Genomic DNA, 16,433 nt, shown 5'->3' on the forward strand with positions numbered 1-16,433 from the left:
GGCCTCACGGTACACCGGTGAGGCTCCGCAGCGCGGCGGTCAACGGGGCCGCCAGATCACCGGTGGCCGGTGGGGCGACCGCGCCCAGGCCGAGCCAGCCGGCGAGCCGGCGCAGCTCGGCGGCGAGCGCGACAGCGGTCTCCCCCGGGTCGACGCCGGGCTCCTGCCAGGCCGCCGGCACCAGCAGCACCCCGGCCTTGCGGTCGGCCTTGAGGTCGACCCGGGCGGTGAAGCGCTCCCCCTGGAGGAACGGCAACACGTAGTAGCCGTGCACCCGCTGCGCGGCCGGCACGTAGATCTCGATCCGGTAGCCGAAGCCGAACAGCCGCTCGGTGCGGGCCCGTTCCCAGACCAGCGGGTCGAACGGGCTGACCAGGGTGTTGCCCCGGACCCAGCGGGGCAGCCGGGCGTCGACGTGCCGCCAGGCCGGCTGCCGCCAGCCCTGCACCGCCACCGGCACCAGCTCACCGGCCTCGACCAGCTCGGCGACCGCCTGCCGGGCACCGGCCAGCGGAAGCCGGAAATAGTCCCGCAGCTCCGGCTCGGCGGCCACCCCGAGCGACCGGGCCGCCACCGCGACCAGGGTGCGGTACGCCTCGGCGTCGGTCGGCGTGGGCGCGTCGAGCACTGCCGCCGGCAGCACCCGCTCGGGCAGGTCGTAACGGCGGGCGAAGGAGGGGGTACGGTCGGCGGCGGTGACCTCACCGGCCCAGAACAGGAACTCCAGCGCGCGTTTCACCGCCGACCAGTTCCACCCCCAGTTGCCGGTCTCCCGGGGGGCGTCGTGCTCGATCTCGGCGGCGGTCAGCGGCCCGCGCGCGGCCACCTCGTCGCGGACCCAGGCGACCAGTTCGGGCTGCTCCTGGGCGATCCGCCGCATCCCGCCCCAGGCGTCGTCGCGGGCCTTGGCCATCCGCCAGCGCAGCGCCGCGTGCCGCCCCACCGGCACCAGGGACGCCTCGTGCCCCCAGTATTCGAACAGCTCCCGGGGGCGGCGGTAGGCGGCGGTGTCGAGCAGGCTCGTCGGGTAGGGCCCGAGCCGGCTGTAGAGCGGCAGGTAGTGCGCGCGTTGCAGCACGTTTACCGAATCCATCTGGATCAGCCCGACCCGGTCGAGCACCCGGCGCAGGTGCCGGCGGGTGGGCACCCCGGCGGGCGCCGGGTCGGCGAAGCCCTGGGCGGCGAGCGCCATCCGCCGGGCCTGGGCGAGCGAGAGCGGTTCCGGTGCGACCATCGCCGACGACCCTAGACCAGCGGTACGACACCGGAGCGGATGCTGGACCGACCGCCCGTCAAGGCATAGAACGGACACATGCTCACCATCCGCCGCGAAGAGCCGGACGACGCCGAGGCGATCGCCCGGGTGCACATCCACGGCTGGCAGGCCGGGTACGCCGGTTTCATGCCGGTCGAGGTGCTGACCCGGCTCAACCCGGTGGCCTGGGCGCAGCGCCGACGGGACCTGCGCACCGCCGACCCGGAGCACCCGTTCACCACACTGCTCGCCGAGGTCGACGGGGTGCCGGCCGGGTTCACCACCTTCGGCCCGTACCGCAACGACCAGGACCGGGGCGACCTGGACCCGACGTGCGGCGAACTGCTGGCGATCTACGTGGAGCGGGCGCACTGGGGCGACGGCACCGCACCTGCCCTGTTCGCCGCCGCCCGGGACGGGCTGGTGGCGGGTGGCTGGCGGGAGTACCGGCTCTGGGTGTTGGCCGACAACGTGCGCGCCCGCCGGTTCTACGAGCGGGCCGGCCTGTCAGCCGACGGTCACCGGTCCCGCTGGCCGGTGCCGATGGCCGGCGGCGGCCCCCCGGTCCACCTCGACGAACTGCGTTACACCGGCCGGCTACCCGGCTGACCCGGCCACTCCCTGAGGCTGGTTGACAGGTCGCCCCGGACCACCGGCGGTCCGGCCCGAACCGCCGGGTCCGGCCGGTCCTGCCGATCCGCCCGGGTCGGCAGGACCCCCCGGACCGCCAGCCCGGCCGCCGGCCGGGGTGGCCCAGGTACGGACCGGTAGCAGCAGCAGAAGCGCGAGGCTGATCCAGACGTAGGTGTTGCTGCCCAGGAAGCCGGTGATCCCGGTGAAGTCCTTCTCCCAGGCCCAGACGATCCGGCTGCACAGCAGCGCGTAGCCGACCACCGCGAGGACCAGCAGCGCGCGCCGGCGCAGGCTGCCGCCGGGCGCGGCGACGGCGTTGTCGACCAGCAGGATCAGCGCCGGGATCAACCAGACCAGGTGGTGAACCCAGGTGACCGGGCTGACCAGGCACATCAGCGCGCCGGTCAACGCCAGCCCGGTGGCCTCGTCACCGACCGCCGCGGCGGCCCGGCAGCGCCAGCCCCAGACGGCCAGGATGACAAGCACCAGCGCCAGCCAGGCCAGGGTGCTCGGATGCTCCGGGTCGAGCCGGGCCACCACCCCGCGCAGCGACTGGTTGGACACGAAAGCCAGCTCGCCCACCCGGTCGGTGTTCCACAGCGCCGAGGTCCAGAACTCCCGGGCGGCGTCGGGGAAGAGGCCGGCGGCGAACAACGTGGCGACGGCCGAGGCGGCGACGGCGGTGCCGGCGGCCCGGAACCGCCTGGTGATCAGCAGGTAGACGATGAAGACGCCCGGGGTCAGCTTGATCGCGGTGGCCACCCCGATGCCGACCCCGGCCCACCTGTTGCCGGCCGGCAGCAACCGCAGCAGGTCCACCGCCACCAGGAAGAGCAGCAGCATGTTTACCTGGCCGAAGTTGACCGTCTCGCGCATCGGCTCGAACGCGGCGGCCAGCAGGAGCGCCACCACCAGGACGAACCAGCGGGTCCACCCGGCCCGCCGGGCCACCGGGTCGAGCAGCCACCAGACCAGCACCGCACTGACCACCACCGTGGCGGCCACGCTGACGGTGATCGCCACCGGCCACGGCAGGTACGCCATCGGCAGCATCACCAGCGCGGCGAACGGGGGGTAGGTGAAGCCGTACTGGGTGCCGGGCTTGAGGTAGTCGTAGATCTCACCGTGGTCGTGGACCCAGAAGGTCAGCGCGCCGTAGTAGACCTTCAGGTCGAAGAAGCCGTGCCGGACGGCCGCCACGGAGAGGAAGGCGGCCACCGCGACGGCGAGCACCACCACCGCGACGACCTGCCCGGTCGTCCGCCTGGCACCCTGCGCCACCGTCGTCTCCCTCGCTGTGGCCTAGGCTTTCGTGCCATGGCTCTGGGGTTCGTCCGCCCGGCGCGTCCGGAGGACGCCGCCGAGATCGCCCGTGTGCAGCTCGCGACCTGGCGGGTCGCGTACCGTCGACTGCTGCCCCGGCACGTGCTCGACAACCTGGACGAGGCGTGGCTCGCCCGGCGGTGGAGCGCGGCGGTGCAGGAGCCGCCCTCGGCCGCGCACCGGGTGCTCGTCGCCGTGGAACAGGCCGAGCAATCCTATCTGGTGGGTTTCGCCGCTTCCGGGCCGGCGGACGCCGAGGCGCTCGCCCCGGGCGAGCCGGCGACCGCGCTGGGCAGCGGGGTGGTGGCGGTGACCGACCTGCTGGTCGAACCGCGCTGGGGTCGGCGCGGGCACGGCAGCCGGCTGCTCTCCGCCGCCGTGGACGCCTGGCGGGCCGACGGGTTCACCCACGCGGTGGCGTGGGCGTTCGACGGCGACGAGGCGACCCGCAGGTTCCTCACCAGCACCGGTTGGGAGCCGGACGGCGCGGCCCGCGCGCTGGACGTCGACGACATGCTCGTCGACCAGGTACGGCTGCACGTGGCGGTCCCCGCCGAGCCGACCGGCACACCCGCACCGGGGCCGACCGCCGCGCCCTGACCGGGGGCCGGGCGACACGCCCGCAGCTGAAGCCGGTCCGACGCGTCCCGCCCGGTTCTGTCGTCCCACCCTGGTAGACCGGGAAGGTCAGGGCACGAACGACGGTGAGGGAGACGGGCATGTTCCGGGAGACGAAGGCGTTCAGCGGGTTCTCGGCCGACGACACCGACCGGGCCCGGGAGTTCTACGCCGGCACCCTCGACCTGCGGGTGTCACAGCTGGGCGGTGCCGGTGGTCTGCTGAAACTGCACCTGGCCGGCGACCGGGACGTGGTGGTCTACCCGAAGGCCGACCACGTGCCGGCGGCCTTCACCGTGCTCAACTTCCCGGTGGCCGACGTCGACCGGGCGGTCGACGAGCTGACCGCCCGGGGGGTGGGCTTCGCGCGCTACCCGGGTTTGCCCCAGGACGAGCGGGGGATCATGCGCGACAACGGGCCGACGATCGCCTGGTTCACCGACCCGGCCGGCAACATCCTGTCGGTGATCGCGCAGGAGTGACGCTGCCGGGCCGGGTGGTTCCCGACGTCGGCCGGGAACCACCCGGACGGCTCACCCCTTGTCGGCGCCGTCGTTGGCGTCCCGGACGAAGTACCGCTGGAAGACCACGAAGATGATCGCCACCGGGATGGTGGCCAGCAGCGCCGCACCCAGCTTCAGCGGATACTGGGTGCCCTTGCCGAGCGACCCGCTGACCAGGTCGGCCAGCCCGCGCGGCAGGGTGAACAGGCTCGGGTCCTGCACGGCGACCAGGCTGTGCGGGAACTCGTTCCAGGAGCCCTGGAACGACAGGATGGTCAGGGTGATCAGCGCCGGTTTCGCCATCGGCAGCACCACCGACCAGAAGGTGCGGAACACCCCGGCGCCGTCGATCCGGGCCGCTTCCTCCACGCTGACCGGGATCGATTCGAAGAACTGTTTCATGATGAACACGCCGGCCGCGTCGGCGAGCAGCGGCACGACCAGCCCGGCGTAGCTGTTGTAGAGGCCGAGCTGGTTGAGGACCAGGAACTTCGGGATCAGCAGCACCACACCGGGGACGGCCATCACCGCGATGACGGCGGCGAAGAGCCCGGAGCGGCCCCGGAACCGCAGCCGCGCCAGGGCATAGCCGGCGAGCGAGTCGAAGAAGACCCGGCCGAGGGTGACCAGCACCGTCACCAGCAGCGAGTTGCCGAGCCAGAGCGGGAAGTTGGTGCCGGCGAAGATCCGTTCGAACCCGGCGAGGGTCACCGGGTCGGGCAGCGGGGAGAGCGGGTTTGCCGCCGCGTCCGGCTCGGTCTTGAACGAGTTGCCGAGCTGGATGACGAACGGGTAGAGGAAGACCAGCCCGAAGAAGATCAGGATGGCGTACCCGAGGAAACGGCTGGCCAGGGTGCGGGCCGCGTGGTCGCCGCGCGGCCGTGCCCGGGGCGGCGAGGGGTCGGCGGGGTGGTCGGTGAGCACGGTCATGACGACGACCTCCCGAGCAGCCGACGCCAGGGCCCGGTGCGGGGCGTCCCGGTGTCGCGGTCGGCGAGCACCCGCCGCTGCACCAGCGTCAGCACGATGATGATCAGGAACAGCACGAACGAGATGGCCGCTCCGGAGCCGTAGTCGAAGTCGCGGAACGCGGTCCGGTACGACAGGTACGCCGGGGTGAGCGTGGTCTTGGCCGGGTCGCCCTGGCTCATCACGTACACCTGGTCGAAGACCTGCCAGGAGCCGATCAGGCCGAGGGTGAGCACCAGGAACATGGTGGGCCTGATCATCGGCAGGGTGACGTGCCGGAACTGTTGCCAGCGGGTGGCGCCGTCGAGGGTGCTCGCCTCCTCCAGGGCCACCGGGACGTTCTGGAGGGCGGCCAGGAACATCAGCATGAAGGTGCCGGAGGTGGTCCAGACCACCAGCGTGATGATCGAGACCATCGCGACGCTCGGCCCGGAGAGCCAGTCCCACCAGCTCAGCCCGAACGGCCCGCCGTCGGCGAGGACGGCCGGCGCGGTGTCCATCCCGACCGCGCCGAACAGCAGGTGCAGCACCCCCCGGGAGTCGGCGAACCACTGCGGCCCGGAGATGCCGAACATGCCCAGGAGCTGGTTGACCGCACCGGAGTTGGCGAACAGGAACAGGAAGACCACGCTGATCGCCACCGAACTGGTCACCGACGGGAAGTAGAAGGCGCTGCGGAAGAACGCCTTCCCCCTGAGCATCCGGTTGTTGACCACCAACGCCAGGCCGAGGGCGAGCACGGTCTGCGCCGGCACCACGATCGCCACGTAGTAGGCGTTGTTGCGGATGCTGGTCATGAAGTCCCGACGGGCCAGCCCGTCCTCGGTGAACAGCCGGGTGTAGTTGTCCGCGCCGACGAACGGCGTCCGGCCCGTGAACGGGCTGCCCTGGCCGTTCCAGTCGGTGAGGCTCACCCAGAGCGCCATCAGGATCGGCAACAGCAGGAACAGTCCGAGGATCACCAGCACCGGGGCGACGAAGAGCCAGCCGGCAAGGTTCTCGTTGCCCCGGATGCCCCGTCCGGGGCGGCGCGGTGGGCGGTTGGTCGCGGTGGCCGGTGCCGCGATCGTCTCGGTGGCCATCTCCCCTCCTTCGACTCGGGCCTGGCCGGTGGGGCGCCGCCGGTCGGCGACGCCCCGTGCTCGGGTCAGCTGCCGCCGAGCGCGGCCCTGGCGTTCTTGTCGAAGTTGCCGAGGATCGCCTTCGGGTCGCCGTTGGCCAACCCCTGCAGCGCGGTGTCGAGGTCGCCGACGACGCTGTCCATCTTCGGGGCGTTCACCGGACCCTGGGCGTACTCGGCGCCGTCGATGAACGGCTTGTCGGCGGGGAAGGCGGTGACGTACTGGTCCCGGACGGACTCCCGGGACGGCATCACGCCGAACGCCTTGGCGAAGGTCATCTGCTGGTCACCGGCGGTCATCGCCTCGACGAACCTGATCGCCTGGTCCTTGTACTTCGACTTCGCGGCGATGCCCCAGCACTGGGTGAAGGACAGCGTGCCCGGCCCCTTCGGCCCGGCGGGCAGCGCGACGACCCTGTACTTCACGTTCGGGAAGTCGTTCTGCATCGCCCCCTTGATCCAGTTGCCTTCGATGGTCATCACGGCCTTGCCCTTGCCGAACGCCTCACCGGACCAGCCGGCGTCGAGCTGCTTGGGGTAGCGGGCCAGCCCGTCAGTGAGCAGCGACTTCACGTAGCTGAGGGCGGCCAGGTTCTCCGGCGTGTCGGCGGTGGGCTGCTTGCCGTCATCGCTGAGCAGCCAGCCGCCGTTCTGCGCCAGGAACGCGCCGATCCGGTCCCGGGTGTCGCCGAGCGCCAGCGGCACCTGCCCCTTCGCCTTGATCTTCTTGGCGGTGGCGGTGAGCTGGTCCCAGGTGGTGGGGATGTCCGCGTCGGTCAGCCCGGCCTTCGTCCACAGCTCGGTGTTGATCTGCAGGGCGAGGGTGGAGAAGTCCTTCGGCGCGCAGTAGAGCTTGCCGTCGTAGCTGAACGTGGTGCGCAGGCTCTGGTAGAAGTCGGCGGAGTCGGCGAGCTTGTCGCCGTACGGCTCCAGCGCGCCGACGCTGGCGTAGTCGGCGAACCGGGCGGCGTCGACGTAGAAGACGTCCGGCGGGGTGCCGCCGGCGAGCGCCTGGCCGAGCTGCTGGGTGAGGTCCTGGGCCGGGGTGACGGTGGCCTGGTTGCCGGAGCTGGCCGCCCACTTCGCGGCGGCGTCCTGCACCGCCTTGGTCTCGGCGTCCCCGGAGGAGCCGATCAGGATCTGGAGGTCGGCCGGGCCGGTGGACTGCGCGGTGTCGGAGCTGTCGTCGTCGAAGCCGCTGCCACAGGCGGCGGAGCCGAGCAGCGCCACGGCGGCGAGACCGGCCACCGCCGCGCGGGTGAGGGAGCGAGATGCCATCGGTTTCTCCTGGTCGAAGGGGTGGTGTCAGGCGGTGTGCCGCAGCACCAGGGCGGGCTGGAGCAGCACGGGGGTGGGGGGTCGCACCGATCCGTCGAGCACGGCGGTGAGCAGGTCGACACAGCGGGCGGCGGCCTCGCCGAGTGGCTGGCCGACACTAGTCAGGCCGATCGCACCGGCCACCGGGGTGTCGTCGAAGCCGATCACCGGCACGGTCGGGTCGGCGTTCCGGACGACCTGGAGGGCGCCCAGGGCGAGCGAGTCGCTGGCGCAGACCAGCGCGGTCGGCGGGGTGGCGGCGGTGAGCAGGTCGCGGGCGGCCCACTCGCCCTCGACGATGCCGTCGGGGGTCTCCCGGGCCAGGCCGGTCGGGTCCAGGTCGACCTCGCGCAGGGTGTCCCACCAGCCGGCCCGCCGGTCGTCGCCGACCCCGGAGCCGCCCGGCCAGCCGATCCAGCCGATCCGCCGGTGACCGGCGGCGAGCAGGTGCCGGGTGGCCTGCGCGGTGCCGGCGGCGCCGTCCACGTCGACCCAGCAGTGCGCGGCGAGGTCGTCCCAGGGGCGACCGAAGGTCACGAACGGCACGTGCCGGTCGGCGAGCCAGGCGGTACGCGGGTCGCCGTGGTCGGTGCCGGTGAGCACGAAACCGTCCAGGTCGTAGGAGCTGAGCAGGTCGTCGTAGGTGGTGATCTCCCGCTGCGGGTCGCTGGCGGTGTAGAGCAGGGTGCGGTAGCCGGCTGCCTCGGCGGTCTCGGTGAGGCCGTGCAGGAAGCGGTCGAGCACCGAGCCGTTGATCCCGTCCCGGGTGGGTTCGATCCGGACGGCGATCAACCGGGACCGGCCGGTACGCATCTGCCGGGCCGCCTGGTTGGCGCGGTAGCCGAGGGTGGCGATGGCCTCCTCGACCCGCTGCCGGGTCTCCTGGCGGACGATGTGCGGCGCGTTGATCACGTTGGAGACGGTCTGCCGGCTCACCCGGGCGTGCCGGGCCACCGTGGCGATGGTTACCTTTTCTGGCACTTGACCCCCCTCGCGGTCTTGAACGATCCAATTCGGATAGGGCAGGATTGGATCGTTCAAGTTTCTGGATTGTTTCGCACTGTGCACCGCCCCGGACGGCCTTGTCAAGACGTCGTCCGCCCCCGACCTGAGCTGGAGTCGAAGTCGTGACCGAACGCCACCTGCAACCCCTGCTGCACGACCTGGTCGGGGTGGTCCTCGCCCCGACCAGCGCGCTGGGTGACCGGGCCGGGCAGATCCGCCCGGCCGGCGTCCAGGGCGTCTTCCACGCCGACGCCCGGGTGCTCTCCCGCGCCGAACTGCGCGTCGACGACCGCGAACCGGAAGCCCTCACCCACGGCGTCGACGGCCCGCACGGCGTCCGCTTCGTCGGGCTCACCCGCTGGCTGGGCGACCCCGGCCCCGACCCGACCGTCCGGGTGGAACGGGTCCGGCGGGCCGGCCCGCACGGCATCGACGAGGAGTTGCACGTCGTCTCCACCGCCGGCGGCCCGGTACGCGCCACCGTCAGCGTCGACCTCGGCTGCGACCTGGCCCCCGTCGAGGTGGTGAAGACCGGCGGCGACACCACCGGGCTGGCTGCCCGCACCGACCGCCCCGGCGAGCTGAGCTGGACCGCCGACGACGTCACCGTCACCGTCACCGGCGACGACGCGCGGGTCGACGTCACCGGCGGGCGGGCCACCGCTCCCCGGTTGGCCTGGCCCGTCGAGCTTCCCGCCCGGGGCCGGGCGACGCTGCGCTGGCGGCTGCGGGTGCACGACCCACGGGCCGTGGTCGCCGCCCCCACCGCCGGGCCGAGCTGGTCCCGCCCCGAGGTACGCGCCGACGACCGCCGGCTGGTCCGGCTGGTCGACCGGTCCCTGGACGACCTGCACGCGCTGCGCCTCACCGACCCCGCCCGACCGGAGGACGTCTTCCTCGGCGCCGGGGTGCCCTGGTTCCTCACCCTCTTCGGCCGGGACAGCCTCTGGGCGGCCCGGATGATGCTGCCCCTCGGCACCGAGCTGGCCGCCGGCACGCTGCGCGTCCTGGCCCGCCGGCAGGGCACCCGGGTCGACCCGGCCACCGGCGAGGCCCCCGGCAAGATCCTGCACGAGCTGCGGCGCGGCGAGTTCACCCTGCCCCGCGAGGGGCTACGGCTCCCCCCGGCCTACTACGGGACGGTCGACGCCACCATGCTCTGGGTCTCCCTGCTGCACGACGCCTGGCGTTGGGGCCTGCCCGCCGAGCAGGTCGCGCCGCTGCTGCCCCACCTGGAGGCGGCGCTGCGCTGGCTCGGCGAGCACGCCGACGCCGACGGCGACGGTCTCGTCGAGTACCTCGACACCACCGGGCACGGCCTGGCCAACCAGGGCTGGAAGGACTCCGGCGACTCGATCCGGTTCCGCGACGGCCGGCTCGCCACGCCGCCGATCGTGCTCGCCGAGGTGCAGGGGTACGCGTACCAGGCCGCGATGCACGGCGCCGATCTGCTGGACGCCTTCGGTCGGCCCGACGCCGACAGGTGGCGCGGGCACGCCGCCCGGCTCGCCGCGACGTTCCGGGCCCGGTTCTGGGTCGACGCCGGCCCCGACGGGCCCCGCCCGGCGCTCGCCCTCGACCGGGACAAGCGCCCCGTCGACTCGCTGACCAGCAACATCGGTCACCTGCTCGGCACCGGCCTGCTCTCCGCCGACGAGGAGGCCCGGGTGGCGGCCCTGCTCACCGGCGACGCCCTCGGCGGCGGGTACGGGCTGCGCACGATGTCCACCGACGACGCCGGGTTCAGCCCGCTGTCGTACCACTGCGGGTCGGTCTGGACCCACGACACCGCGATCGTGCTGGCCGGGCTGGCCCGGGGCGGCTTCCACCGGGCCGCGCTCGGCCTGGCCGACGGGCTGCTCGGCGCGGCCGAGGCGTTCGACTACCGGCTGCCCGAGCTGCACGGCGGCGACGACCGCACGTTGCTCGGCCGTCCGGTGCCGTATCCGGCGGCGTGCCGGCCACAGGCCTGGTCGGCGGCGTCGGCGGTGCTGCTGCTGCAGGCGGGCGCGGGCCTGCACCCGGACGTGCCGAACGGGCGGGTCACCGTCCGCCCGCTCGCCGGCCCGGAGTTCGGCGCGCTGACCGTACGCGGTCTGCGGGTGGCGGGGGCTCCGGTCGACGTCCACGTCGACCACACCGGCCATCCCACGGTCACCGGCCTGCCCGCCGGCCTCACCGTCACCCCCACCATCCCCGCTCCCCGCACCGCCCCGGCCCGCCACCCGGTCGGCTGACGACGACCACCGGCTGGTCATGACAGCGCATGGTCAGCCGGTGCTAGTCGAGCAGGGCGTCCAGGCCGATGGTCAGGCCCGGTCGCTGCCGGACCGACCGCACGGCCAGCAGCACCCCCGGCATGAACGAGACCCGGTCGTACGAGTCGTGCCGGATGGTCAGGGTCTCGCCGAGGGTGCCGAACAGCACCTCCTGGTGGGCGAGCAGGCCGGTGGCGCGGACCGCGTGCACGCGTACCCCGTCGATGTCGGCGCCGCGTGCCCCCGGGACCTCGTCCTTGGTGGCGTCCGGCATCGGGCCGAGACCGGCCTCGGCGCGGGCCTGCGCGATCTGCCGGGCGGTGTGGGTGGCGGTGCCGCTCGGGGCGTCGAGCTTGCGCGGGTGGTGCTGCTCGATGATCTCCACCGACTCGAAGTGCCGGGCCGCCCGGGTCGCGAACTGCATCATCAGCACCGCGCCGATGCCGAAGTTGGGGGCGATCACCACTCCGACGTCGGGCTTGTCTGCCAGCCAGCCGCGCACCTGGTCGAGTCGCTGCTCGCTGAAGCCGGTGGTGCCGACCACCGCGTGCACGCCCTGGTCGATGCACCAGCGCAGATTGTCCATGACGACGTCCGGGGTGGTGAAGTCGACGACCACCTCGGCGGCGGAGAGCGCGGACAGGTCGTCGCCCTGGTCGATCGCCGCCACCAGCGCCAGGTCGTCGGCCCCGTCGACCGCCCGGCACACCTCGGCGCCCATCCGGCCCCGGGCCCCCAGCACACCGACCCGGATCGACAGGTCCCGGTCCTTCGTCTGCTCCTCAGTCACGGGGCACAACCTATCCCAATCGGGACGCGGCCCACCGCCGGACCACCACCGTCCCACGGGACGGTGGACGGGCCGGCAAGGGTCGTCCGGCTAGGCCGGGGCAGCCGGGAGCGGAGGCCCCGGTCCGGTCGCCACTTGCTCAGCCGGGTCGCCACTTGCTCAGCCGGTGAAGTCGTGCTTCCCGAACGGGCCGACCACCGCCAGCGACATCGGCCGGCTCAGCAGCTCGGCGGCGAGGGTGTTCACGTCGGCCACGGTCACCGCGTCGACCCGGGCCAGCAGCTCGTCCACCGGCATCAGGTCGCCGTAGAGGAGCTCACCCTTGGCCAGCCGGCTCATCCGGGACCCGGTGTCCTCCAGGCCCAGCACGAACGAGCCCTTGCTCATCCCCTTGCCCCGGGCCACCTCGGCCTCGGTGAGCCCGTCGGCGGCCACCTTTGCCAGCTCGGCGCGGGTCAGCTGGAGCACCTCGTCCACCTTGCCCGGCGCGCAGCCGGCGTAGACGGCGAACAGGCCGCTGTCGGCGTACTGGCTGGCGTAGGAGTAGACCGAGTAGGCCAGGCCACGGCGTTCGCGGATCTCCTGGAACAGCCGGCTGGACATCCCGCCGCCGAGCACGTTGTTGAGCACCCCGAGGGCGAACCGCCGCTCGTCGACCCGGTCGATGCCGGGGCAGCCGAGGATGACGTGCGCCTGCTCGGTCTCCTTCGGCTCGACCAGGACGGTGGCCGGCTTCGTGCGTACCGCCGGGGTGGTCGGCCGGGGGGTGCCCGGCTCGGCCGGGTCGGTGTCCAGCGGCGTGCCGCGCAACGTCTGGCGGACCAGCCTGACCACCGTGGCGTGGTCGAGGTTGCCGGCGGCGGCGACGACGATCTGCGGCGCGGTGTAACGACGGCGGTAGAAGCCCTGGATCTGCCGGCGGGTCATCGGGGTGACCGTCTCCTCGGTGCCGGAGATCAGCCGGCCGAGGGGGTGGTCACCGTAGACGGCGCGGGCGAACAGGTCGTGCACCTCGTCGCCGGGCTCGTCGTCGTGCATGGCGATCTCTTCGAGGATGACCCCGCGCTCGGTCTCCACGTCGGCCGGCTCCAGCACCGAGTCAGCGACCGCGTCGCACATCACGTCGATCGCCAGCGGCAGGTCCTCGTCGAGGACCCGCGCGTAGTAGCAGGTGTATTCCTTGGTGGTGAAGGCGTTGGTCTCGCCGCCCACCGCCTCGATCTCGGAGGAGATCTCCAGCGCGGTGCGCTTGTGGGTGCCCTTGAAGAGCAGGTGCTCCAGGAAGTGCGCGGCGCCGGCCTGCGGGCCGGTCTCGTCCCGCGAACCGACTGTGACCCAGATGCCGAAGGAGACGCTGCGCATCGTCGGGATCGCCTCGGTGAGCACCCGCAGCCCGCTCGGCAGGACGGTACGCCGCACGGTGCCGCCCAGCGGGTCGTCGCTGATCGTCCGGGTGACCGCCCGGGACGCCGCACCGGCGCGACCGGGCTGGCCGGCGGTGGCGTGCCGGACGCGGTCGGGCGGGGTCACCGGCCGTCGGCCCGGGGAGAACGGCGAACGCTGGGCCCGGCTCACGGAAACCTGCTCTCGGTGCGACGAGGGGTGGAGGGAACACACCGGCCGGGTGACGACGTCGTGTCGTCACCCGGCCGGTCACTGCTCAGCTGTGCCGGGTACGCCGACGCGGACGCTCGCCGCCGTCGCCACCCTCGCCGCCGGACGGGCGCTCGCCGCGCTCCGGGCCACGCTCGCCGCCGGACGGGGCCCGACCACCCCGGTCACCGCCCCGGTCACCGCGGTCACGCGGACCCCGGTCACCGCCGCGACCGGCCGGCCGGTCGCCACCGGCGGCCTCACCGGCCTCACCGGCGGCCGGCGCCTCGGCGCCCTCCGGCCGGACCTTGTCCAGGTAGATCTTGCCGCGGGCGTCGATGTCCGCGATCTCCACCTCGACCTTGTCGCCGACGTTGAGGAAGTCCTCGACCCGCTCGACCCGCTTGCCGTCGCCCACCTTGGAGATGTGCAGCAGGCCGTCCCGGCCGGGCAGCAGCGAGATGAACGCACCGAACGCGGCGGTCTTGACCACCGTGCCGAGGAACCGCTCGCCGGCCTTGGGCAGGGTCGGGTTGGCGATCCCGTTGATCCGGTCCACGGCGGCCTGCGCCGACGGGCCGTTGGTCGCGCCGACGTAGATCGTGCCGTCGTCCTCGATGGAGATCTCAGCGCCGGTCTCGTCCTGGATGGCGTTGATGGTCTGGCCCTTCGGGCCGATCACCATGCCGATCTTGTCCACCGGGATCTTGACGGTGGTGACCCGCGGGGCGTAGTCCGACATCTCGGCCGGAGCCTCGATCGCCGCCTGCATCACGCCGAGGATGGTCTGCCGGGCCTCGTTCGCCTGCTGGAGGGCGGCGGCGAGCACGTCCGACGGGATGCCGTTGAGCTTGGTGTCGAGCTGGAGCGCGGTGACGAACTCCGGCGTGCCGGCGACCTTGAAGTCCATGTCACCGAACGCGTCCTCGGCACCGAGGATGTCGGTCAGCGTCACGTACTGGGTCTTGCCGTCCACCTCGTCGGAGATGAGGCCCATCGCGATGCCGGCCACCGGCGCCTTGAGCGGCACACCGGCCGACAGCAGCGCCAGCGTCGAGGCGCAGACCGAGCCCATCGAGGTCGAGCCGTTGGAGCCGAGCGCCTCGGACACCTGTCGGATCGCGTACGGGAACTCCTCGCGCGACGGCAGCACCGGCAGCAGGGCCCGCTCGGCCAGCGCGCCGTGGCCGATCTCCCGCCGCTTCGGCGAGCCGACCCGGCCGGTCTCCCCGGTCGAGTACGGCGGGAAGTTGTAGTTGTGCATGTAGCGCTTGCGGTTCTCCGGGGAGAGGGTGTCCACCATCTGCTCCATCCGGAGCATGTTCAGCGTGGTGACCCCGAGGATCTGGGTCTCGCCCCGCTCGAACAGCGCGGAACCGTGCACCCGGGGCAGCACGCCGACCTCGGCGGTGAGCGCCCGGATGTCGCGCGGACCCCGGCCGTCGATCCGAACCTGCTCGCGCAGCACCCGGTTGCGGACCTCGGACTTGGTAAGCGACCGGAAGGCGGCGGACAGTTCCTTCTCCCGGCCCTCGAACCGACCGCCGAGCTCCTCGGCGACCTTGGCCTTGATCCGGTCCAGGGCCTCCTCGCGGTCGGCCTTGCCGGCGATCTGCAGCGCCTCGCCCACCTCGGCGCGGACCAGCTCGGCCACCGCCTGGTAGATGTCGTCCTGGTAGTCCAGGAAGACCGGGAACTCGGTGACCGGCTTGGCGGCCACCTCGGCCAGCTCGCTCTGCGCCCGGCACAGCTCACGGATCGCCGGCTTGGCGGCCTCCAGGCCGCTGGCGACGATCTCCTCGGTCGGGGCGGTCGCGCCGCCCGCGATCAGGGTCACCGCGTTCGGCGTCGCCTCGGCCTCGACCATCATGATCGCGACGTCGCCGTCGTCGAGCGCCCGGCCGGCGACGACCATGTCGAAGGTGGCGCGGGCCAGCTCCTCCAGGGTCGGGAAGGCCACCCACTGGCCGTCGACGTGGGCCACCCGGGTGGCCCCGATCGGGCCGGAGAACGGCAGGCCGGACAGCTTCGTCGACATCGAGGCGGCGTTGATGGCCACCACGTCGTACGGGTGCTGCGGGTCGAGCGCGAGGATGGTCTCGACGACCTGGACCTCGTTGCGCAGGCCCTTGACGAACGACGGGCGCAGCGGCCGGTCGATCAGCCGGCAGGTGAGGATGGCGTCCTCGCTGGGCCGGCCCTCGCGGCGGAAGAACGAGCCGGGGATCCGGCCCGCGGCGTACATCCGCTCCTCGACGTCGACGGTCAGCGGGAAGAAGTCGAACTGCTCCTTCGGGTGCTTACCGGCGGTGGTGGCGGAGAGCACGACCGTCTCGCCCAGCTGGGCGACGACGGAACCGGCGGCCTGCCGGGCCAGCCGGCCGGTGGAGAAGGTGATCTCACGGGTGCCGAAGGACCCGTTGTCGATCACGGCGGTACGGGATTCGGTGCCGAGGTTGGTCTCGGTCATGTGCGGCGGTACTCCTTCGCGTCGTGGGCCCACGACACCGGAGCTGCTCAGACGGCCGGTCTTCGATCGAAGCGCCCGGGTGGCCGGCATGATGCCGGGATGCCCGGGGGCCACTACCGGAGACCGGTACGCTGACCGGCTCCCTCTCGGGTGGTCGCGCGGCCCTCTTCTTCAGTGGTGTGCCGAACGGGGGAGCGACCCGGTGGCCACTCCCCCGTCACGTCATCGGCGCAGGCCGAGCCGCTCGATCAGCGACCGGTAGCGGCTGATGTCCTTCTTCTGGACGTAGTTGAGCAGCCGACGGCGCCGACCGACAAGCAGCAGCAGCCCACGGCGGCTGTGGTGGTCGTGCTTGTGCACCTTCAGGTGCTCGGTCAGCTCCGCGATCCGCTTGGTGAGGACCGCGACCTGGACCTCCGGCGAACCGGTGTCGCCCTCGGCGGTCGCGTACTCCGTGCGGATCTTGGCCTTGGCTTCCTGGTCGAGCGCCATGTTCTCCCTGTTTCGGTGGGTTGACAACTGATGTCCGTCGTTCGGGTCCGAGTGGACCGGGGACGGACGAACCTCGCACCCGCGGCG

At 72.7% G+C, this 16,433-nt stretch carries 14 protein-coding genes; 4 read left to right on the plus strand and 10 right to left on the minus strand.

What is annotated here, in order from left to right; genetic code table 11:
• Positions 1–4 precede the first annotated feature (4 nt).
• Positions 5–1,234 carry a winged helix-turn-helix domain-containing protein gene (locus tag OHQ87_RS16890; protein WP_328338937.1) on the minus strand — a complete coding sequence of 410 codons (1,230 nt, stop codon included), beginning with the start codon at positions 1,232–1,234 and terminating at the stop codon, positions 5–7.
• Positions 1,235–1,312: 78 nt separating this feature from the next.
• On the opposite strand from OHQ87_RS16890, the gene OHQ87_RS16895 reads away from it, so the two are divergent.
• Positions 1,313–1,864 (plus strand): GNAT family N-acetyltransferase, encoded by a 552-nt coding sequence (locus tag OHQ87_RS16895; RefSeq protein ID WP_328338939.1) that lies wholly within the window; start codon positions 1,313–1,315, stop codon positions 1,862–1,864.
• Here the strand turns inward: OHQ87_RS16895 and OHQ87_RS16900 are convergent.
• Positions 1,853–3,169: a glycosyltransferase 87 family protein gene (locus tag OHQ87_RS16900; protein ID WP_328338941.1), complete on the minus strand. Its 1,317-nt coding sequence runs from the start codon at positions 3,167–3,169 to the stop codon at positions 1,853–1,855. The genes OHQ87_RS16895 and OHQ87_RS16900 overlap by 12 nt on opposite strands.
• Positions 3,170–3,205: 36 nt before the next feature.
• On the opposite strand from OHQ87_RS16900, the gene OHQ87_RS16905 reads away from it, so the two are divergent.
• The gene (locus OHQ87_RS16905) at positions 3,206–3,811 is read left to right on the plus strand and encodes a GNAT family N-acetyltransferase (protein ID WP_328338943.1); all 606 of its coding nucleotides are present in this window, start codon (positions 3,206–3,208) and stop codon (positions 3,809–3,811) included.
• 119 nt (positions 3,812–3,930) lie between these two features.
• On the plus strand, positions 3,931–4,311 hold the full coding sequence (locus OHQ87_RS16910; protein WP_328338945.1) for a VOC family protein: 381 nt from the start codon (positions 3,931–3,933) through the stop codon (positions 4,309–4,311).
• A gap of 51 nt (positions 4,312–4,362) precedes the next feature.
• Here OHQ87_RS16910 and OHQ87_RS16915 read toward each other — a convergent pair whose 3' ends face one another.
• From OHQ87_RS16915 to OHQ87_RS16930, 4 genes are all read right to left on the minus strand, one after another.
• Positions 4,363–5,262: a carbohydrate ABC transporter permease gene (locus tag OHQ87_RS16915; RefSeq protein ID WP_328338947.1), complete on the minus strand. Its 900-nt coding sequence runs from the start codon at positions 5,260–5,262 to the stop codon at positions 4,363–4,365.
• Entirely contained in the window at positions 5,259–6,383 is a 1,125-nt protein-coding gene (locus OHQ87_RS16920; RefSeq protein ID WP_328338949.1) for a carbohydrate ABC transporter permease, read from the minus strand. The genes OHQ87_RS16915 and OHQ87_RS16920 overlap by 4 nt, the downstream gene beginning before the upstream one ends.
• A gap of 65 nt (positions 6,384–6,448) precedes the next feature.
• On the minus strand, positions 6,449–7,699 hold the full coding sequence (locus tag OHQ87_RS16925; protein ID WP_328338951.1) for a sugar ABC transporter substrate-binding protein: 1,251 nt from the start codon (positions 7,697–7,699) through the stop codon (positions 6,449–6,451).
• A gap of 27 nt (positions 7,700–7,726) precedes the next feature.
• Positions 7,727–8,719, minus strand: a complete 993-nt coding sequence (locus OHQ87_RS16930) for a LacI family DNA-binding transcriptional regulator (RefSeq protein WP_328338953.1) — start codon at positions 8,717–8,719, stop codon at positions 7,727–7,729.
• Positions 8,720–8,865: 146 nt separating this feature from the next.
• Between OHQ87_RS16930 and OHQ87_RS16935 the strand changes: the two genes are divergently transcribed.
• Positions 8,866–10,980, plus strand: coding sequence for an amylo-alpha-1,6-glucosidase (locus OHQ87_RS16935; protein WP_328338956.1), 2,115 nt, complete (start codon positions 8,866–8,868; stop codon positions 10,978–10,980).
• A 43-nt stretch (positions 10,981–11,023) separates the two neighbouring features.
• Here the strand turns inward: OHQ87_RS16935 and dapB are convergent, their stop codons facing one another.
• From dapB to rpsO, 4 genes are all read right to left on the minus strand, one after another.
• Positions 11,024–11,791, minus strand: coding sequence for a 4-hydroxy-tetrahydrodipicolinate reductase (gene dapB, locus OHQ87_RS16940; RefSeq protein ID WP_328338958.1), 768 nt, complete (start codon positions 11,789–11,791; stop codon positions 11,024–11,026).
• Positions 11,792–11,950: 159 nt separating this feature from the next.
• Positions 11,951–13,321: a M16 family metallopeptidase gene (locus OHQ87_RS16945; RefSeq protein ID WP_442930838.1), complete on the minus strand. Its 1,371-nt coding sequence runs from the start codon at positions 13,319–13,321 to the stop codon at positions 11,951–11,953.
• A 130-nt stretch (positions 13,322–13,451) separates the two neighbouring features.
• Positions 13,452–15,854, minus strand: a complete 2,403-nt coding sequence (locus OHQ87_RS16950) for a polyribonucleotide nucleotidyltransferase (RefSeq protein ID WP_328338962.1) — start codon at positions 15,852–15,854, stop codon at positions 13,452–13,454.
• A gap of 222 nt (positions 15,855–16,076) precedes the next feature.
• On the minus strand, positions 16,077–16,346 hold the full coding sequence (gene rpsO / locus OHQ87_RS16955) for a 30S ribosomal protein S15 (RefSeq protein WP_091246098.1): 270 nt from the start codon (positions 16,344–16,346) through the stop codon (positions 16,077–16,079).
• Positions 16,347–16,433: the final 87 nt, after the last annotated feature.

This window comes from Micromonospora sp. NBC_00421, from assembly GCF_036017915.1.
Lineage (GTDB): Bacteria > Actinomycetota > Actinomycetes > Mycobacteriales > Micromonosporaceae > Micromonospora.